Below are 18,951 nucleotides of genomic sequence, written 5' to 3'. Positions count from 1 at the left end.
TCAGTTACCGGGTTGCCGAGCTGCTTCGCTTAAAGCGAAAGCCCGGTGGGAGTGACCAGCTCCGAACCGGGCTTATAAGGTTTTGCAAGTGCTCAATATACATGAAGACAACCCGCAACACAACGTTGCGTGGAGCCTGCTGCCCGCGCTCCTGATTCCGCAGAACGGCACCTCCCTTCACACGATCACAGCACCCGGCGGCGTTAAGGTGTTGGCCAACGTCGACATGCGCACCGGCTGCGGGCTTCCACGCCGCGCGCGGCGCGTCGCGAGCGCAGCGCACGACGTCTGCCAGGTGTTCGTTCACGCCGACATCCGGGAGGCAGACGGGACGCTTCCGGCAATACCTGATTTTCATGCGCCTACGCTGCTGTGGGCCGTCGAGAACGCAGAGCAAATTGCACTGTGGTGCGAACGCGGCACGAGCCTCCATCCTGAAGTAAGCGCATGGATAGTGAACGCGGCATACCAGCGGTCTCGCTTTCAGACTGCTGTCAACGCCACGCCAGAAAGCGCCGCGAGCTGGCTCGCGTACATCAACCGCTGGAAGGGCAAGGATGCTGAGGTCCGAGTGTTCGGACCGGAGGCGCGCCAATGACCGCCACCTCGATGTCCAAGTTGGATTTTGCGCTCGATATCGCAGCGCGAGGTCTTCCCGTGTTCCCGCTCAAGCCGAATTCAGAGGATTCCTTGATCCCGAACTGGCGAAAAGTAGCAACAACAAATCCCTATGAAATTCGGGAATGCTGGAAACTTTGCCCTCAGGCGAATATCGGGATTTCAACGAAAGGCCTCTTGACCATCGATATCGATGAAGACTGCGGGCCCGAGTCCATCGCCAAGCTGAAAAGCATCTTCGCTGAACACTCCGCCCATCCCTGGCAAACCCTCGGCTGTGCGAGCATCTGCACCCGCGAACAGAAAGGCAAAGGCGCTTTCATGACCTACGCCTTACCGCCGGGCGCCACCGTCGAGACAGCAATCGATTTGCTTGCGCCAGGTATTAGTGTTTTCGGGAGCAACGATTTCGTCGTCGGCCCCGGCTCGACGATCAATGATACTCGGTGCGAGTTTGTCCCCGGCAATGCCAAGATCGAACCCGCACCCTCGTGGCTTTTGGAGCTGTGCGGCGTCGAGCTGCCTGCAGAAAGCAAGCCAATGGACGTTGTGGCTCTGAAGAAACCCACGCCAGTGGCGCCGACGTCGGCACCCGTCAAAACAAAATTGGACTGGGCTCTCGAAGCCTCGCAATATATCCCGGTGCACCCGTTGCGCTGGTACGTCGACCCCGGCCGGCGCGCTTCTCAACAAGAACGAGACGCAGCTGTGACGGCGGCGAAGACTCCCTTGCTGGGCGACTGGCCGAACCTCGCGACGCAGGATCCGGAGCAAATTCGGAAATGGTGGGCGCAGTGGCCGGACGCCAACATCGGCGGGGCAACAAATGACTTCCTTGTCGTCGACATCGATCCGCGCAAAGGCGGTGACCAAACCCTTGAGTTTCTGAGACTCGTTGAAGACTTTCCCGAAACTGCGACTACCAACACACAGGGCGGCGGGCAGCATCTACTCTACGTCGCACCGGGTGGTAGACCGCTCAAAGGCGGCAACGACAAATTGGGTCAAGGCATCGACGTTAAAGCCGCCGGCGGTTACGTTCTAATGCCAGGCAGCACAATCGACGGTCGCGCGTACACGCGAGCCGACGATAGACCGATGGCCTTCGCTCCGCGGTGGATTGTCGAAGCGTGCAGTGTAGCCAAAGCAAAAACAAGCGCCGCCAGCAAACGGATCGTTGAGGAAGATGACATCGCGATCGAATTAGCAACTAAATGGATGGTCGATCGCGCACCAGTCGCAGAAGAAGGTAATAGAGACAACACCGCACACAGTGTTGCGGCCGGTTTGTACGACTACGGCGTGACATATCCAACCGCGCTCGAGCTCATGCTCGAATGGAATGATCTGAAATGCTCACCTCCGTTGGATCTGGAGGACATCGAACGCGTCACTGGGTCGGGTATCAGCAGTCGGGAAAACGCAATCGGCTGCAAGCACCCGTTGGCGCCAGGCTTCGACGCGGTCGAGATCGCGGAACGGGTATCGGCGGCGGCCGGCATTCCAACCGCGGTCACAGGCGATGCAGGAGCATGGGAGAATGAGCCCAACGCGATCTTCGTCGACCACCTGAAGCCCGTGGACCTGCCTGCCGGTGTTCTTCCGGAACTGGTAGAGCAGTTCGCGCGCGACCGCGCCCGCCGCCTAGGCGTGGACGCCGGCGCGCCAGCCGCCGCATTGGTGACCGCACTCGGTTCACTTGTACCGGCCGGCAACCGTCTGCAGATGCGCCAGCTTGACACGGAGTGGACCGTCAAGCCGATACTGTGGACGGCCATCATCGGCCCCCCTGGCTCGAATAAGTCGGCAACCATCAACGCCGCAATGGGACCGGTACAAAAGCTGCAGAGCGCATGGCGGAAATCGTTTGCGGCCGACGAGCACAAACGCAAGGCTGACGAGACGCGCCGCGCAACAGCTGAAAAGGCAAACAAGGCAAAGCCGGAAAGCACTGACAAGGTTTTCGAGGGCGAAGCCGAACCGGCTAAGCCCCGATTCAGGCAGAAGATTTACAACGACGCGACGACGGAAGCACTGGCCGTCGCGCTGTGCGAGAACCCGGAAGGGCTGCTGTATCACGCTGACGAACTTGCGGGCTGGCTGGCCGGCATGGACGCATATCGTGCCAAGGGCGGAAAAGACCGCGCTTTCTGGCTGCAGGCCAAGGAGGGGGTGACTTCACCGTCAACCGGAAACTGTCGGAGCGTATCTGCGTCGAAAACTGCGCGATCTCGGTCCTGGGCGGAATTCAGCCCGACAAGATCAAGGCGTTGAAACTTGGCATGTCGGACGACGGGTTGCTACAGCGGTTCACCCCCATCAGCATCCACCGGTCCGGAAACGGCGCCGACATCGCCCCAGACCTTGCGACCGGGGAGCGACTGGCGAACGCTGCCAACGCGATCGCAGATGCGGCCAATGGCACGCTGTTCCGATTCTCACCGAAAGCTGATGCGGAGCTGCACGCGGTCGAAGCGTTCAAGGCCAAAGAGATCGCCCGGCCTGATGCCTCCCCAACGCTGCGCCAGTGGCTCGACAAGATGCCCAACGAGTTCGGTAGGCTTTCCCTCGTTTTCCACTTCATCGAGCATTACGGGGCTTCTGGCGCCGTTGCAGATACCCTACCGGCCGCCGTCATCGGTCAAGGCACTGCGGAACGAGCGCGCCGGTATCTGACAGAGTTCGTCTACTCCCACGCGTTGACGTTCTACCTGAAAGATCTGGGCGCATCCACAATGGACGAACACGCCCTCTGGGTCGCCGGCTTTGTGCTGGCGCGCGGGTTGGCTGCCATTTCGAGCCGGGACGTTTATCGCGTCTACCCCGCGCTGAAGTCCCCAGAGAAGCGAAGCCTAATCGTGGCGACGATGCGCGTCCTGGAAATGCACGACTGGGTTAAACCGGCCCACATCGATCGACATGGCGTCGAGGACCGTTGGACCGTTAATCCGGCTGTACACGACGGTCGTTTTGCGGAAATCGCGGCAACCGAACGCCGTCGGCGGGACGGGGTGCAGGAAAGCATCAAGCAGGGCGCAGCGGCATGATTGTCACCGTTGTCACCGGCTGTCACCGCCTTCCCAGACAGTCGCGGCGTAACGGTTTGTCACCGTTGTCACCGTCTGTCACTTGCGCGCGTGAGAACCTTAAAAGCCCATCTTCTAATAATAGAAGCCAGGGGCCCACTGGCCGTCTTTCCTGCAAATTCCCTCAAGTGACAACGGTGACAACCGGTGCAGTCCTTGAGCGATGCCAATTATGCCAACGCTGGCCGATTCCAGAAAAGGAAAGCCGACTCGCCACCGGCACCCACGAAACCGATCCACCTTCGAGACTCTCAACATGCAGCGAACAACACCTTCCACCACTGGCAGTAAATTCACCGTTCGCGGCCAGGTCTACGTCCAAACTGGCGCGTTCTTTCACACCATAAGCAACGACCGCGAGGTTAGGGTCCTCGAGCTCGAAACGACCTGCCCGGATTGTGCAGGACCGTTCCAGGTCACGGCGTCAATGCGCCAGATCAAAACTCGGCAGCTTGTTCGGCGTTGCCCGACGTGTCGCAAGATCCGGAGCGGCCCCGTGTCGATCGCCAAGCCGGTTACGCGCAACACCGTCAAAAAGAAAGCCACTGGCCGGAAGATGTCAGCAGCGGACCTAGCCGGCCAGCTGCGCGACGCCTCTGGCTCGTTCGATTAGGACGGAGCGGTCAACGTATCGTCTTGTTTTTTAATTTTGCGAGCTATCCTTTTTATCCAACTGCGGCTTTTGTGTCGGTTGCCGGCCGTCAACCGCGATTTGAATCGCTGGATAAATCGCACCACAACATAGGCCATAGGCATGCCTGCTTTCGATTTACGACTCCCGGCAGACCCGGACGAATGGCTCGCAAATATTTGGCGCCTGCTCGATGAAGCCGACCAAACGTGGCGGTTTACTAAAAAGGGCGATAAGCGACCGCTCCAGGACGTCGCGAAATCCGTGGCGAGTAAGAAACGCATCAAGGCCGAACGACGACAAGCCGTTACGGAACAGATCCTGACGGCAGCGCGGAAACGGGATCTATGCCGCGCGCTGCCGGGTCAGTCCATCGCTGATCGCATGCTGCGCGTTATGCGGCCAGGAGAATGGCTCGGCATGGGCGACATTGCGCGCATGGCCGGGATCCACAAAAGCGGCCGCGGCAAGGTGCATCAAGTCTTGCTGCGCCGGGGATGGGTCGAGAAGGCTCGCAATCCGGCATACCAGGGGATCCTAGACCCGTGGCAGATTAAGGCCGGCGCCGAGCCGGAGCCGCTGCACCTGTTTCGATTGACGGAGTTGGGTGAACGGATCAAAGCCGCCTTGCCGAAGTAAGGGCCGGCCAGGCGAGATGGCACCTATTCGCTGCGCTGACCAAACACACGCCAAACGGCGCCGAACACCAACAGGATGCCAAAGAAGACACCATGGCCGTATCCACTGGCGGAGCCATCGTCTCGCCAGAGATGCGGCACGTTGTAAATCAACATTGTGATGCCAAGCGCAGCCAAAACGGCGGCAAGCTTCATTTGTGTCCCCCGCAGGCTGGACGCGAAACCCGCGCCACACTGGCGCGGGGCTCGTGTCGTGCTCGTTCAGCTATTCCGCTTCTTCTTGCCGGCGGATCTCTTCGTCTTCACTGCCGACGCGCGCTTTGCCTTGTAAGCCTCAAGGCCCTCTAACAGCAAAATCGCGACTTCCATTGGCACCAAGCCCTCTATCTCCGCAAATCCACCGGGCTCGATCTGGGAAAAGCTAAAGGTTGGCGGGAACGTCGACCAGTCAATTTTTTTGACTTGAGGCATCTCTTCCTCTGCTTTTTTCACAACTCTTGGGACGAACGGAATGATGTTGGACATGGTGTGCCTTTCCGCTTTCGGGCGGGGATGAGGTGAACGGTCCCGGTGCGAAAAGACCCGCACATGGTCCGCAGCGCTTTTGGACTCTCGTCTTGGACATGTCGCTGCCACCGGGACTCTGAATTTGAATACGCGTGCTACGTCGGGTTTTCGGCCCGCACGCAAAGAATGCGCCGAATCCGCACTAAGTCAATAAGCCTTTGATATCATTTGTCTTTTTCTCTCAGTTTTCTACACGCGCGCCAGAGAAATGCCACCCAGCTCAAAAGCTTGCGTCGCTTGTCTGAGCGAAAAATTCTTTTCGAACTCTACAAAGCCCGACATGGGAGGCCCTACAGCGGCACGCTATGCAGCCCCATACGGAAAACCCTGCAATGCTCCGGGGAGTCGCGACTCTTGTATTTGCTGACGATTTTTGTAGCCGCTTTTCCTATACGCAAACCATTTGTTTTTCGTATGCCTGTCGCGTATCCTGTGCAATGGACGAACAGCCTCAGGAGCCAGCCGTGAAGAAGGTGGCAATCTATCTGCGAGTGAGCACCGACAGCCAGACGACAGCAAACCAGCGCCGTGAGCTCCAGGCAGTCGCGGCGCGCTCCGGCTGGGAAGTGGTGAAGGTCTACGAAGACGCCGGCATCAGCGGCGCCAAGGGTCGGGACAAGCGCCCCGGTCTCGACGCCATGATGAAGGCGGTTAACGCGAAAGAGTTCGATATGGTCGCCGCCTGGTCCGTCGACCGTTTGGGAAGATCGCTGACGGATCTGCTCGCCATTCTCCAGGCGCTCCGTGACAAGGGCGTCGACCTCTTCTTACACCAGCAAGGACTCGACACCTCGACCACGGCCGGGCGCGCGATGTTTCAGATGCTTGGCGTCTTCGCTGAGTTTGAACGCGGCATCATTCGCGAAAGGGTCAATGCCGGCCTTGCGCGAGCCAGGGAGAAGGGCACACGCCTTGGCCGTCCGCGTACGCCCGTATCGGTCGAGAAGCGCATACGCAGCCTGCGCGCCAAAGGCATGGGCGTTCTCAAGATCGGTCGCACCCTGGGCGTCGGCACTAGCGTGGTGCAACGCGTTGTCGACGCCATGTAGTTGCCGCCGGCGGCCGCCCCCACCCCCGCCCCAGGCCCCCCTCGATGGTGTCCAAGACCGCGGATTGCCTTCCGACTAGTGCGCGATTTTTTGAGATTCAAGGTCGCAAGTCGAGAATGGTGGGCGGATTTCCGCTTTGATTTGCATATCGGACTCAAATTGAATAGCGAGTGGAGTCCGAAAAGGGCCGATATTGTTGCAAAAGTCGATTTTCGCCGATGACCAAAATTCTGCGGGCCGTGGACGCGACTTTCGCGTACAAGATGCGAGGGACCTCACGGCCTCACGCAAAATTCACAGGCGACTTCGGTAGCGCGATTGAGGTCATACGAATCAGCGATCGCTCGCTGCTTAGTGTTTTCGCGAAAAATCTTGAGCCCTGCAACTTTCGACTTTTGCAACACAATCGGCCAGAAGCCGAAGTGGACGTTTTGGGGCTGTTCGGTGCAAACGGACGTCGCTTGTCCGTCAATCTGTGAGGATGCGATGGTTCGTGGCGGCTTGAAATCAAACTAACGCGAGTTTTGCAACTACCGCACGGACAGCTTAGGTTTCTGCGCCTCTTCGATATGCCGCCGCTGATCGAGAAACGCCTGGCTGGACCGGGTCTTGTACAAGTCCAGATTCTCAGTCTCGTCGGGCAGCAGTGTGATCGCCTCATCGACATAGGTCAGCCGGTGCGGATCCGACTTGACCTTGCGCGCCAGCCGGTGGAGGCGCAGCGCTAGCGATGCCCATTGCGCGGCCTTCACGACGGTCTCGGCGGCATAGCGCGGATAGAACGACCAGGCCGGCTCGACCGGCAGATGCGGACGCCGCTCGTCGCGGCTCTTGAGCCGCAGCACCCCCCCTTCGAGCGGATGGACCCGCTCGATGGGATGGTAGCCTTTGAAATAAAGCGCGTAGGTCCCGATCTTACCGACATTGTTGCCCATGGCCGCGGCACGCCGCATCAGGGTCTCGATGTGCTCCCAGCTGTAATAGGTGTTCCAGGCGAGCTCGCAGGCCCGCTCCCAGTCCGCCTTGGACATGGCGGGGTGGTCGACCGTGACGTGGTCCAGGTCGTATTTGTTGAGGTCCGTATCCATCGCGACGCCCTTCATGTAGAGCGTCTTGTGATCCTCCGAGCCCGGCAGTGGTGTCAGGAAGAAGAACTCCAGCATGTCGATCGGCAGCTCATGCTTGACGATCTCGATGTCGCGAACGATCGATTCCGGTGTGTCGTTGGGAAAGCCCAGAATGTAGCCGCCGACGGTCATGATCCTGGCCTTCTTCCACGCCAGCATCATCTCGCGATAGTCGGTGATCTTGTTCTGCCGCTTCTTGGCGCCGAGCAGACTGTCCGGGTTGATGTTTTCGAGGCCGATGAAGCATCGCCGGACGCCGGCCTTGGCGCATTTCTCGATGAAGTTCGGCAGTTTGTGGCAAAGCGTGTCGACCTGGATCGTGAAGCGGAGGTCCCAGCCCTCCTTCTCGCGCAGCGCGATGATGCGGTCGAGCAGGCTTTCCCAATCCTTGTTGCGCGCAAAATTGTCGTCGGTAAGGAAGAAGGCGAAGACGCCTTGGGCGACGTTGGCGCGGATCACGGCCTCGATGTCGTCGGCGCTGCGGCGCCGCGACTTGCGGCCCTGCACGTTGATGATGGTGCAGAACGAGCACTGGAACGGGCAGCCACGCCCGGCGTCGAAGCTCGTGGTGTGGCCGATAACCCGCCGGATCTGCTGGCGGGGAATGATCGGCAATGGCTGGCTCTCCAGGTGCGGCAGATCGTCGATGTAGTTGTAGAGAGGCTGCAATCGCCCGGCGGCCGCGTCCCGCAACAGCCCCTCCAGCCGTCCCTCGGCCTCGCCTGCGAAGACCGACACACCGAGGTCCATCATCTCCTGAACGCCGGGATCGCGCTCCGGCAGCATCGAGAGGGTGCCGGACACATGGAAGCCGCCGATCGCAACGTGGATTCCGAGCTTGCGAAACCGTCTCGCCAGATCAAGCGATCGGGGAAACTGGTTGGACTGGACTCCGACCAGCATCACCATACCGGAATCCGCGGCCTTGATTGCGCGCGCCAGATCCGCGACACGCACCTTCCAGTTGGTCTCATCGATGGCGTCGATCTCGATGTCGAAATCGGGCCCGAGAACCTGGCGTTCATGACAATCGAGCGCGATGCCGTAAAGGCAGGCCAATGAGTTCGAAGGCAGGCCGCCGCGCCACCATCGAATGACGTAGCCATCGTCGTCGTAATGGGACGGCTTGATCAGAACAAGCCGGAAACTCCTGCTCTTGCTCATAAGCAAGGGGTAGCTCGATGTCGGTCATAGGCCAACTGCTTTTCGCGAGGTCCTCGCAAAAAACGACGAACTGTGGCACGAACAACATCCTATCCGAGTACCTCGGCTAACCGCACACGGCGCAATGTTCGGCACAAACTGGGGTGCGCAGTCGCCAGTTCGTCATGCGCCAGACGTCCGTTCCGGGTCATTCTCGACCGAATTGCGTTGTCCGCGTGATGTCCGGTTAAGCGCCGTTAGCGACCGATGGGCTGACTGCGGTCGCTCACCACGCCACCCCCGGCGGGGGAGCCGAACCGCGAGGGCAAAAGGCTCGTACCGCGGCGGCGCTAGCGCGAGGCTTTTTTCAGTTTTCGGGTTGGAACGCGATGGACCCTAACGTTTCCTGATGAGCTTTATGGCATGGGCGCGTTAGAGTGGAGCGTAACGGTTAAAATCGATCAACGCATTGCAATGGTCGAGCGTTTTCATTGCGACCTTTATCGCTTTGAGATACCATAAGGCACTGGCTGATTTAGTCGCGTCGCCGGCGGCGTCCCTCCTCTCGAGGATGCCCCGTGTCACAGCCCCCGCCGTATTCCCCACAACACGCGTTCATTTCCGATTCCGCAACGTTGGCCAATTTTCCCGGTCAGGCGCTCGACGTCGAATTCAACAACGTCAAGACTACCACCGACCAGATCCGGACTAACGTCGCGCTGATCCAGCGCGACGATGGCGCCCTGGCCAACGGCATCGTCACGTTTGACAGTCTTTCGGCCGCCTTGCAGAGCAACGGATTGTCGCCGGCGAACGCGTGGGCGACCGGTGTTTCTTTTCTGGTCGGCAACAGCGTCGTCACCAACAGCAATCTGTACCGCTGCGTCGTCGCGCACACGTCCGGCACGTTCGCGACGGACCTCGCAGCTGGGAAATGGGTTCTCGTCGGCGCGCTAGTGGCGGGTCCGAAGGGCGAAACCGGCGCCGCGGGTGCAACTGGCGCCGCCGGTGCAACTGGCGCAACCGGTCCACAGGGCATTGGCTACGGCGGCACGTCGACAACGTCGCTTTTGATCGCCAATTCGACGAGCAAGACGTTCACGACCCAGGCCGGACTGGCCTATCAGGTTGGCTCGTATGTGCGCGCATCGTCCATGGCGAACGGCGCAAACTTCATGGAAGGCGTGGTGTCGGCATATTCCGGCACATCGTTGACGATCGCCGTGACGACCATCGGCGGTTCCGGCACGTTCGCAGATTGGGGCTTTGCGACCGCGGGCGTACCTGGCAGCGCGACGACGATCGCTGGCAACAGCGGCCCATTCACGCTGGCTAACGGCATCAGCAACACAGGCAACCAGATTGAATTGACCGCTGCCCGCCGCACGCTGCCGACGACGCAGGTTTTTACCAGCGGCTCGGGCACCTACACCACACCCGCCAACGTCCTCTGGATCGAAATTGAGATCATTGGCGGCGGTGGCGGCGGTGCCGGCTCCGGCACAACCTCGGGCAACGGTGGCGCCGGCGGTGCGTCGACATGGGGCACAGGCCCCTTGCTCAGTGCCACCCCAGGTAATGGAGGAACAGGCAGTGCCGGAGGCTCCGGTACGACTCCTTCCGGCGGGTATCTGAATCTTCCTGGTAACGCGGGTCAGGCGGGATCTGGCGTAGCTACCGCCAACCCTGGCGGCGATGGGGGATCGGGCCCGCTGGGTGGGGCTGGTAAGGGCGGCGCAGCTGGTGCGGGGCCCGGCGCGCCCGGGCAAGCCAACACAGGCGGCGGCGGTGGCGGCGGCGGCGCCAACACCACGCCGAACAGCGGGGGTGGCGGTGCAGCCGGTGGCTACGTTCGGGCCATCATAAATTCACCGAACGCGACCTATGCCTACGCGGTTGGGCCGGGAGGCTCGGCAGGCACGAGCGGCACAAGTGGTGCCGCTGGTGGCGCGGGCGGCTCTGGTATCATCATCGTTAGGGAGCACTACGGATCATAACTGCCCAATACCTGCGTCAACTGGTGTTTGGGTCGCCAGTGATGAGCGCGCCGCCGGAACACCTAGCCAAGATCGTCATAAGCTACATCACGAAGCAATAGCGAGCATACCATGACTGAATTCTTCACACACAACGCTCCCGACGCCGCCGAAGAGGATAGCATTTCGGGGCCGCCGGGAACGTCCATCGCCGACAAACTTCGCCGGGCCGCGCTGCTGATGTCCATGACGACGCAGAACCTTTGGCGGGATCCGATGCACACGCTGATTCCTTGGACGCGTGCCATTGGTACCCTCGGCCCGGAAATTGCGACTTACGCCGCCAATCGCGCGCGACACAGCGCAGGGATGCCCGCCATCCCGTCGCAAAGTTCAGACAATGGCCCTGCCGGGCAGTATGTCGGGCCGAACGACATGACCGCGCACTACCTCTCACCGGGCTACATCCCGCGGCAAGACTGGCAGAACGCGGTTCGGCAGGATCCTTTCGCGGGTCTGTTGGGGCCGATGCAGAAGCCGACGCCGAGGCAACCGGAGCCCGCATCGGGTTTCTGACCATGGCGCTACTGCTCCACCGGTAGGAGGCACAGATTGAAGGCGAGCCTGTGGATTGCGCCGCCGCTGTTGCGGCAGATTGAACTGTAGCGGCAAGCGCGCGAAGCGCGTGTCATACCGAGGCACGAATTTGCCAAAAAGTTGGCCGTCGTTGCTCCAGGTACAACAGCGATGGCCGCCTCCTCGGCCTACGAGCACAATTTGCTTGAGCAGCATAGGCCCGTGCCATCGACCTGCCCTTTTATCCCTTCGATGACGAAGGGCATGCATCAGTTGGGCAGGCCGTTATCACAATGCTTGAAGAGCGCATCTTAAAACTTGAAGGTCGAAGTTTTGCCCTAACTTCAACTGTCAAGTCCCTAGTTTGCGACGACCCGAGCATGGCGCCGAAATTCAAGCAGTATCTCGTCGCCAGCCAAGGCACTTTGATGGCGCGATCAAATCCGCGCCGGATAAAGCCACCGAGACGTTCGTCAGAGCGGCGAGAGATCTCGTGTCGGAACTCCTCGCCGAAGAGGCGAACTTCGCCGCTCCTAGGCTTGAAGTTATCCCTGGCGGCAAGTCTGGCGATTAGTTGCATTCGGGTGCCTCATCGACTTTCGGCGATCCCTCGGCTGTGGGGAAGTAGCGCGCCGCGCTATCGCTGATTGCAGAATCGCCGGTACTCTCCAGCTAAAACCGGCCGCAAGTCCTCGCGCCGCCGGGTAAGGAGGCGTTATGGGGCCGTACCAGTCCGAAATCCGCGACAGCCAAGTCCGCGAGCTGTTGCAGAAGGTCAAAGCAAATAACTACGGCTCATACCTGCGACGCATGAAGCTGCTGAAGGTCCGCGCTTTCCAAAACGAGAATGTTGAGTTCGACTTTCCGGTGACTGCATTGATCGGAACGAACGGCGGCGGCAAATCAACAATTCTTGGCGCCGCAGCGATCGCTCACAAGTCTATCCGACCAGCTCTCTTCTTCCCCAAAAGCTTTATTGGCGATGAGACCATGTCTGAATGGGGGATCGGCTTTGACATCATTCAAAAGTCGAAGAACCCAACGCAACCCGTTCAACGGAGTGCAAAGTTCAAGCGCTCCAAGTGGGTTCGCGATGATCTGATCGAGAGACCGGTGTTGTACTTTGGAATTCAGCGGACAGTCCCTGCAGGTGAGCGCCGCGAGTTCAAGAAATTTGCGACCGTCAATTATCCATTTACAGGCAAACCGACCGAGCTCCTTGCTGAGGTTCAAAGACAAGTCGCGAAAGTACTCGGAAAAGACGTCTCGAAATTCCAGCATGCTGCGATTTCTGAATCGCAGAGCTTCTATGTCGGCGGCGATGGCAACATCACGTATTCCGAGTTTCACTTCGGAGCTGGAGAATCGTCAGTCATCAGGATGGTGAGCGAAATCGAAGCGGCGCCTGCCAATGCTCTGATTCTGATCGAGGAGATCGAAAACGGCCTTCATCCCGTTGCAGTTCGACGGATGGTCGAATATCTAATGGATGTCGCAGGCCGTAAGTCCGCTCAATCCATTTTCACAACGCACTCCGAAGACGCGCTTTTGCCTTTGCCCAATGAGGCGATTTGGTCATCGATCGATGGCAAAGCGCGTCAGGGTAAAGTCTCAATTGAGGCGTTAAGGGCGATCACCGGTCGCATTGACGAGTCTCTTGCCATTTTCGTAGAAGATCTTTTCGCGAAGGAATGGGTCGAAAGCATAATCAGGAATTTGGTTGCTGAGCACATCGACGAAATCGGTGTGTATGCGGTTAGCGGCGACGGGCAAGCATACAGCATCCATTCGTCGCACCGGAAGAACCCGGCGATTGCCAAGAAACTGAAGTCTATCTGTATCCTCGATGGCGACAGCCCCAAGCCAGCCGACGAGAACGCGGGAGTGATTAAGCTTCCGGGTCAGGCGCCAGAATCCGAAGTGTTCAACTATGTTGTTTCAAATATTGACACGCTCTCGATGAAGCTTGCGGTGGCTCTGCATCTCCAGCCTGAGCAAGAAGAGCGCGTCAAGACGGTCGTAAAGGAGGTCAACCAGACGAACCGAGATCCTCATCTGATCTTCAGCCAAGTCGGTCAGAAGGCAGGACTGATACCGGTTGCTATCGTGTCTTCCGCGTTCATCGGGTTGTGGATGCAAGGAAATCCGCGCGAAGCGCAACGCATCGCAGATTTTATTGCCGGAAAGGCGGAGGAGGAAACGGCACCGTATCCCGTCGGATTTAAGCCCTGATCGGCACCACGTTGCTCGCCGTGCCATCGACTAAGCTCATCAGGTGCGCCGCCCAGAGATCCAGCGCCTCGCGCTTTTCCTTGAAGTAGGCGTCGGCGTCGTAGGTGCGCAGGAGCTTGGCGGGCAGGTGGTTCAGAGCCGCTTCAGCAATGTGAGCGGCCACTCCCAGGATGCCGAGGGCCGTCCTCAGCTCCGTGCGGCGCCGATGCTCTCGCCGTCCAATTCGGAGGGCCCTCCGAGGGCCACAGGGGTAGGCAACCGCCTGCCGTCATGCCGGGTCCCATTCCCCTTCAGGTTCCCCTACCCTCCGACCGATCCCGAAAACGTCGCCAGACCCGTCTCGATGGCCGCGATGTCATGCTCGAGCTGGGAGATAGACGACCCGCAGTCGAAGCCAGTCCTGGCCTTAAGGTCCACGGCAAGGCGCCGGCGGTGCATCCTTAAATCCTCAAGCGACTCGCGGTCGTTCAGTCTCGCGTAGCCGTCGACAATCAACTCGATCGCACTCGACATAAAGCTACCGGCACCTCTGCGTCATAGCTAGCAGCTACGTCTTGGCATTCGGCTTGCTGACTGCGCCCAAAGCGAAGCCCGCAAGTATACAGATCACAAGGTATACTGTACCGTCGGCATCAGGCACATTGCTCAGATCACTGCTCCCTTGCCAGCCCGACGGTCCGCTTCAAACCTTCGCGTTCGAACGCTACAGAGGCATCTGTGGGTTACCACGAAAACTTGATATGGCCTCGATCCAGCTAGCACGGTGCCAATTGTGGGAGAACTTTGTGAATCAGACCATTTCACAGTGGGGCATACAGCTCACCGGACACCACTTTGATTTGCTGGACTGGGAGGAGACGCTTAAGGCGCCATTTGATCCATGGGTGGAGCGTATGCAGGAAATATTTGTGCTCCGCTGGTCAGGGTTCGACGATCTCGATGCTGCCCAGGTGCATGCGCGAGGCGAGCCCCTTGTAGAACAGCTCAATGGCGCAATGGCAGCCTCAAAGGGGAGCCGCCCCCTTCGCAGGCAAGATGTGATCCACTTCGCGCCCGACGGAACGCGTCGTCACCATATGCTGGAAGCTTTTGGTTTAGAACTCCGCAGCAAAGGTGGTGCCGCTATCATGAGGGTAATTGGTCCTGATGGCGCAGCTGTACCGGACGCTCCTCCCCAGCCAAGCGACGTTCACCGATGGACATCAATAGCGGACACGGACGACCGCCTTGCAGATGCTCTGGTATATCTGGGACGACGCGAATGGTTTGATCTCTTCAAAGCTATTGAGTGCATTGAAGATTGGGCCGGGGGTGAAGGCGTTTTGATTAAGCTCGGCTGGATGGACCGGGATAAGCGCGTGAAGCGTACGGCCAATTCATTTCGCCATCGCCGAGATGGCTCGCACAGTCCGCCCTCGCCGCCAGCCACGCACGAGGAAGCCCTTCGCTTTGTAGCCGATTTAATTCGCAAAGCATTTGAAGCCGCAGAGGCCCATAGCCATCCTTAGATGGTAGCAATTTGCGATGCGCGAGCCTCTCGCGATCACGGTTTTATGGAAACCGCATTCGACGCTAATGGGCCGCCTATCGTGTTGTAATTTCCTCTGCTGGCCTATTACGCGTGATTAGCCCGCCACTATTCGCCTTATCCAGGCAGCATGCCGGTGGTAGGCGATCACATACGCTGCATCGACTGCGTAGCCAGCGGTCACGGCCAACAAGCAGACAAAATACGCGTTGCCCCAAGCCATCCAAATGTTCGACCAGGATACTGTGAGCACCACTACGGCAAAAACGAGTTTTCGCATGTTGTTGCGTTCAGCACAGAAAGTCCGCGCCAGTCAACTGGGAGGATGTGAGCTAAAAATCAGATTTTCCACAACGACGTCCAGTTCTCGCGCGCGTTCGATAATTTGCGAGGTACTTACGAAGCCGCTTTGATCGCGGCATGCCTGGCCCGATCCGACGCAACACGCCCACAGAACCCAACGGCCGGCCCGTCAAGATCACGTTCGGTCAGATGCGCTCCATGGGCGTCCAAGGCATCCTCGTGTATTGCGCCGACTACCGCTGCGGTCACAACGTTGCTTTGAGCGCCGATCGATGGTCTGACGACGTGCGGCTATCGGATCTTGAGTCGCGGTTCATCTGCCAGGCTTGTGGTAGAAGGGGCGCCGATGTCCGACCGCACTTCGATTGGAATACGCCGACAGTGCCAGCTATGGGTTACCGATGAAACTCGCTACCGAACGCCCTTTCGCCAACCCAGAAGCCGCGGCTCGCAAATTGGTTGAGCTCGCAAAGACCATTGAAGCCGTCCAGGACGGCCGCATTGATATCGAGAAGATCAACGCTCATTTCCTCTACAAGCTGAAGGCCACCGGACCGGAGTTCGCCGCTGGCATCAGGCACGCGGTCGAGCGCGGGTGGCTCGAGCTGCACGAGAGCGGGACTTACGTTCGGTTGCTGACCTCAGGCGAAGATTTGGGCGCACCCTAGCCCGAAGTCCGAAGGGATTTGCTGCACCTTTGTCCGTTCCTTCTCCAGAAGCTCCTCCACGTACTGAAGGACCATGCGCCGGGAGTCCTGGTCGGTTATTTTCTCAAACGCCTTGATTAGACGCAGCATCTGCAGATCTTCGATGCAGCTAGGCATGGCAAAGACCCCATCGAGAAACTGGCAAATTCAATTCGGAAACTGCAGCGATTTCCCGCGAATGGGAACAGGAAACTACCCAGAGAAAGCGGTGTTCGAGTACGAGTGGCGGGTCTAGCCTACCAGGCTTAAGCCCAGAGTTGCGAGCGACCGGCCTGCGTGACCTGATCATTTTCTGCCAAGACTACCGCTGCGGCCCCAACGTGAAGCTTTCGGCTGACCAGTAGACAAATGGCCTGATGAACTTCGGCTGTCCCAGTTCGAGCTGCGGTTCGTTTGCCGGGCCTGCCGCCAGCTCGGCGCCATCCTAAGGGGCGGTAGCGAGGAGACCATGCTGAGCGTCCGCTAAAACCGGTCCCACCCCTACGTGAATTGGCATTGGCAATTCGCTCTACCTACAATACGCTCCCCGAATTGTTGACAACTGTCAAATTTCACGGAGGCGCCTTATGAACCGGTGGCAACTCCTCACCGCGCTCCCCGTCGCGACGTCCGACGTACTCGCTGCGTTGTCGATCGTCGCCGGAGCGACCGCCTGGTTATTCCCTTCGACTTGGTTCCAACTCGCCGCTAACTACGCCTGGGTGGCTCGGCTCGACCCCGCCTGGTTCGGCGCTGGCGTCGCGGCCGCCGGCTGCGCGCTTGCCTACGGCCTCCTAAGCGCACAGCAGGCGCTCACGGTTTGGCTTGCCGATCGGCACGTGACCGCCCTCAGGGAGCTACATGCGGAGCCCAGCGAAGCGCTCGGGACGGAGCAAGCCATGGGGTGGGAGCTCGAGCGCCTTGGTGGAGCGGGCAAGAGCTCTGTCGATTGTGCGAAGGCGTGGCTAGTTGCCATCGCGCTGGCCGCGGGATTGACAATGTACGCTGCCTCCGAGCTGAAGGCGGATCCCCCGCGTCCCGAGGGCACCGTCTATGCGTACGTTTCGGCCCTCCAAGTCGGAAACATTCCGGCCCTGCAAGCGCTGCTTGAACCTCAGCTTTATCAGAATACGTTGGCTCAAACGTCTGGAACCGGGATCTACCCCATAATTCGTGACCTCGGTCCGATCACGAATATCCAAGTCTCTACCACTCAACTCGACCAGACTAACCAAGCGTATTCGTTTCGAGCTGATGTTTTTCATCCGAGAGGAATCTCGCGCTGGTCGCTCTTCGTGGCTGCGGCGGATCTGCGAATTCGTTGGACCAATCTTGAAATCGTTTCGATGACTCCGATCGCCCCGCCGGTCCCGATCCCAGTTCCCATCCCAAACAATCAAATCCAAGGAAGCGTCTACAACGATGTCTTTGGAAGTCGTCGTTCAGGTGGTTCGTCGCTTCCTTTTAATATTCCCAATGCAAACGGCCAGATCGCCTCGACTCGTCCGAACTGGGGCGGGCAGCTCACTCCTTCACCGCCGCAGCAGAGCCCGCCGCCCGCTCGGCCTGTGCAATATAGTGATCCATGCCGAACTGCGCCGGGCGCCTGTGGCTCAGGAACGCCAGGCCAACTCAATGACCGACGGCTAGTTGAATTCCTGTTCGCCACTGACCGCGTTCCCAAGAACGGAACTGTGGCCATTCAATTCACGGGCGATCGCCAACCAAATCTGACCTTTGGCGCCGCAGCCATACACATCCCGGAACACCACCGGATAGGTCGCATTGAGTTGCCCTCAGTTTGGAAATTCTGGGGGATTGAGCTTAAGCGCGAGCAACAGGACGATAAGAAACACTTCGCGCTCCGCAAATTATCCATCATGCCTATCGAGAACTGGGAGCAACTCGTTACGGGTAAAAATGCAAAGAGCGCATTGGTGTTTGTGCATGGCTTCGCCAACACCTTCGAGGACGCTTTGTTTCGCAACGCGCAGATAGTCTACGACCTCGACTACCAGGGTCTTCCGGTGCTTTATTCGTGGAGCTCGCGTGGGGCAGTTCAAGACTACCGTTATGATCTCGACAGCGCGCTCGAAGCGCGGGATGGCTTCATATTCATCCTTAAGAAGCTGAAAGATCTAGGGATCGAACATGTCGACGTGCTCGCGCATAGCATGGGGAATCTCGTCGTGCTGGATGCGCTGAAGAGCAACGCATCATCTACAAGTCCGGTTCAGCTCGACCAGCTAATTATGGCCGCGCCCGATGTGGCCCGCGACACATTCATGCGGCAGCTTCCTGATGTGCAGAAAATAATTCAAGGCGCTACGCTATACGCATCGTCGGCAGACAAGGCATTGATGGCATCGAAGGTGCTTGCGATCTATCCGCGCGCCGGAGACGTGCCGGATGAAGGTCCGGTCGTGCTGCCGAATTTAGACACGATAGACGTCACCGCAGTTGGTGATGAACTACTCGGTCTCAATCATTCCGAATTCGCAAGCAACCGTGCGGTCATGAACGATCTGAAGCTTCTTATCGACAAACGCGACAAGCCCCCACGATTGGGGGAGATTCGAGGCTTCCCCGAGCCGCCACAAACTCGGACACACTGGCGTTACGTTCCCTAGCTGATCGCCGTTTGCCGAAACCCTGCTTGTCTAACCGAGAGAAAATCGCAGCGATCATTGATCTTGCCCCGCGGGTTTAATCCAGTTTGAAGTTCGTTCTGGCCCACGACAAGGACCAGAGCATGAAGCGCAGCCGCTTTTCGGAAGAGCAGATCATCGGG

General features: G+C 59.0%; 15 protein-coding genes and 1 pseudogene. 11 read left to right on the top strand and 5 right to left on the bottom strand.

Going from position 1 to position 18,951, the window contains the following annotated elements:
* Positions 1–88 precede the first annotated feature (88 nt).
* The 4 genes and pseudogenes from CT676_RS38570 to CT676_RS38555 all read left to right on the top strand — a co-directional run bounded on the left by CT676_RS38570 (position 89) and on the right by CT676_RS38555 (position 4,974).
* Entirely contained in the window at positions 89–598 is a 510-nt protein-coding gene (locus CT676_RS38570; RefSeq protein WP_135216811.1) for a hypothetical protein, read from the top strand.
* Positions 595–2,778 (top strand): annotated as a pseudogene (locus tag CT676_RS38565) (bifunctional DNA primase/polymerase); the annotation flags it as partial. The gene CT676_RS38570 and the pseudogene CT676_RS38565, both read left to right, overlap by 4 nt.
* Positions 2,715–3,665 (top strand): DUF3987 domain-containing protein, encoded by a 951-nt coding sequence (locus tag CT676_RS38560; RefSeq protein WP_135216809.1) that lies wholly within the window; start codon positions 2,715–2,717, stop codon positions 3,663–3,665. The pseudogene CT676_RS38565 and the gene CT676_RS38560, both read left to right, overlap by 64 nt.
* A 793-nt stretch (positions 3,666–4,458) precedes the next feature.
* A complete protein-coding gene (locus CT676_RS38555; RefSeq protein ID WP_135216808.1) occupies positions 4,459–4,974 on the top strand; it encodes a hypothetical protein in 516 nt (171 codons plus the stop codon).
* Between the two features lie 23 nt (positions 4,975–4,997).
* Here CT676_RS38555 and CT676_RS44540 read toward each other — a convergent pair whose 3' ends face one another.
* Together CT676_RS44540 and CT676_RS38550 are read right to left on the bottom strand one after the other, a co-directional pair.
* Positions 4,998–5,168: a hypothetical protein gene (locus tag CT676_RS44540; RefSeq protein WP_167768308.1), complete on the bottom strand. Its 171-nt coding sequence runs from the start codon at positions 5,166–5,168 to the stop codon at positions 4,998–5,000.
* Positions 5,169–5,234: 66 nt separating this feature from the next.
* Positions 5,235–5,498, bottom strand: a complete 264-nt coding sequence (locus CT676_RS38550; RefSeq protein WP_135216807.1) for a hypothetical protein — start codon at positions 5,496–5,498, stop codon at positions 5,235–5,237.
* A 506-nt stretch (positions 5,499–6,004) separates the two neighbouring features.
* Between CT676_RS38550 and CT676_RS38545 the strand changes: the two genes are divergently transcribed.
* Complete coding sequence (locus tag CT676_RS38545) at positions 6,005–6,589, top strand: recombinase family protein (protein ID WP_244623429.1); 585 nt, start codon at positions 6,005–6,007, stop codon at positions 6,587–6,589.
* 530 nt (positions 6,590–7,119) lie between these two features.
* Here the strand turns inward: CT676_RS38545 and CT676_RS38540 are convergent.
* Positions 7,120–8,880, bottom strand: a complete 1,761-nt coding sequence (locus tag CT676_RS38540; protein ID WP_135216805.1) for a radical SAM protein — start codon at positions 8,878–8,880, stop codon at positions 7,120–7,122.
* Positions 8,881–9,437: 557 nt separating this feature from the next.
* On the opposite strand from CT676_RS38540, the gene CT676_RS38535 reads away from it, so the two are divergent.
* The 3 genes from CT676_RS38535 to CT676_RS38525 all read left to right on the top strand — a co-directional run bounded on the left by CT676_RS38535 (position 9,438) and on the right by CT676_RS38525 (position 13,643).
* The gene (locus tag CT676_RS38535) at positions 9,438–10,856 is read left to right on the top strand and encodes a hypothetical protein (protein WP_135216804.1); all 1,419 of its coding nucleotides are present in this window, start codon (positions 9,438–9,440) and stop codon (positions 10,854–10,856) included.
* A gap of 111 nt (positions 10,857–10,967) precedes the next feature.
* Entirely contained in the window at positions 10,968–11,411 is a 444-nt protein-coding gene (locus CT676_RS38530) for a hypothetical protein (RefSeq protein ID WP_135216803.1), read from the top strand.
* A gap of 717 nt (positions 11,412–12,128) precedes the next feature.
* On the top strand, positions 12,129–13,643 hold the full coding sequence (locus CT676_RS38525) for an AAA family ATPase (protein ID WP_135216802.1): 1,515 nt from the start codon (positions 12,129–12,131) through the stop codon (positions 13,641–13,643).
* Here the strand turns inward: CT676_RS38525 and CT676_RS44535 are convergent.
* Positions 13,633–13,806 (bottom strand): hypothetical protein, encoded by a 174-nt coding sequence (locus tag CT676_RS44535; protein ID WP_167768307.1) that lies wholly within the window; start codon positions 13,804–13,806, stop codon positions 13,633–13,635. The two genes, CT676_RS38525 and CT676_RS44535, sit on opposite strands and share 11 nt — an antisense overlap.
* A gap of 137 nt (positions 13,807–13,943) precedes the next feature.
* Complete coding sequence (locus CT676_RS45675) at positions 13,944–14,156, bottom strand: hypothetical protein (RefSeq protein ID WP_135216801.1); 213 nt, start codon at positions 14,154–14,156, stop codon at positions 13,944–13,946.
* 272 nt (positions 14,157–14,428) lie between these two features.
* Between CT676_RS45675 and CT676_RS38515 the strand changes: the two genes are divergently transcribed.
* From CT676_RS38515 to CT676_RS38495, 3 genes are all read left to right on the top strand, one after another.
* The gene (locus tag CT676_RS38515) at positions 14,429–15,151 is read left to right on the top strand and encodes a hypothetical protein (RefSeq protein ID WP_135216800.1); all 723 of its coding nucleotides are present in this window, start codon (positions 14,429–14,431) and stop codon (positions 15,149–15,151) included.
* A 724-nt stretch (positions 15,152–15,875) separates the two neighbouring features.
* The gene (locus CT676_RS38505; RefSeq protein WP_135216798.1) at positions 15,876–16,142 is read left to right on the top strand and encodes a hypothetical protein; all 267 of its coding nucleotides are present in this window, start codon (positions 15,876–15,878) and stop codon (positions 16,140–16,142) included.
* A 605-nt stretch (positions 16,143–16,747) separates the two neighbouring features.
* Positions 16,748–18,790: an alpha/beta hydrolase gene (locus CT676_RS38495; protein ID WP_135216796.1), complete on the top strand. Its 2,043-nt coding sequence runs from the start codon at positions 16,748–16,750 to the stop codon at positions 18,788–18,790.
* The last annotated feature ends 161 nt before the right edge of the window (positions 18,791–18,951 follow it).

Source organism: Bradyrhizobium sp. MOS001 (genome assembly GCF_004634465.1).
GTDB lineage: Bacteria > Pseudomonadota > Alphaproteobacteria > Rhizobiales > Xanthobacteraceae > Bradyrhizobium > Bradyrhizobium barranii.
This window is presented reverse-complemented; position numbering and strand designations above follow the sequence as displayed.

What these genes read in the sequence shown, in the direction of transcription:
- CT676_RS45675 (WP_135216801.1), bottom strand. Translation starts at nt 14,156, where the DNA reads ATGTCGAGTGCGATCGAGTTGATTGTCGACGGCTACGCGAGACTGAAC.
- CT676_RS38495 (WP_135216796.1), top strand. Translation starts at nt 16,748, where the DNA reads ATGAACCGGTGGCAACTCCTCACCGCGCTCCCCGTCGCGACGTCCGAC.
- CT676_RS38505 (WP_135216798.1), top strand. Translation starts at nt 15,876, where the DNA reads ATGAAACTCGCTACCGAACGCCCTTTCGCCAACCCAGAAGCCGCGGCT.
- CT676_RS38530 (WP_135216803.1), top strand. Translation starts at nt 10,968, where the DNA reads ATGACTGAATTCTTCACACACAACGCTCCCGACGCCGCCGAAGAGGAT.
- CT676_RS38525 (WP_135216802.1), top strand. Translation starts at nt 12,129, where the DNA reads ATGGGGCCGTACCAGTCCGAAATCCGCGACAGCCAAGTCCGCGAGCTG.
- CT676_RS38540 (WP_135216805.1), bottom strand. Translation starts at nt 8,880, where the DNA reads ATGAGCAAGAGCAGGAGTTTCCGGCTTGTTCTGATCAAGCCGTCCCAT.
- CT676_RS44540 (WP_167768308.1), bottom strand. Translation starts at nt 5,168, where the DNA reads ATGAAGCTTGCCGCCGTTTTGGCTGCGCTTGGCATCACAATGTTGATT.
- CT676_RS38555 (WP_135216808.1), top strand. Translation starts at nt 4,459, where the DNA reads ATGCCTGCTTTCGATTTACGACTCCCGGCAGACCCGGACGAATGGCTC.
- CT676_RS38550 (WP_135216807.1), bottom strand. Translation starts at nt 5,498, where the DNA reads ATGTCCAACATCATTCCGTTCGTCCCAAGAGTTGTGAAAAAAGCAGAG.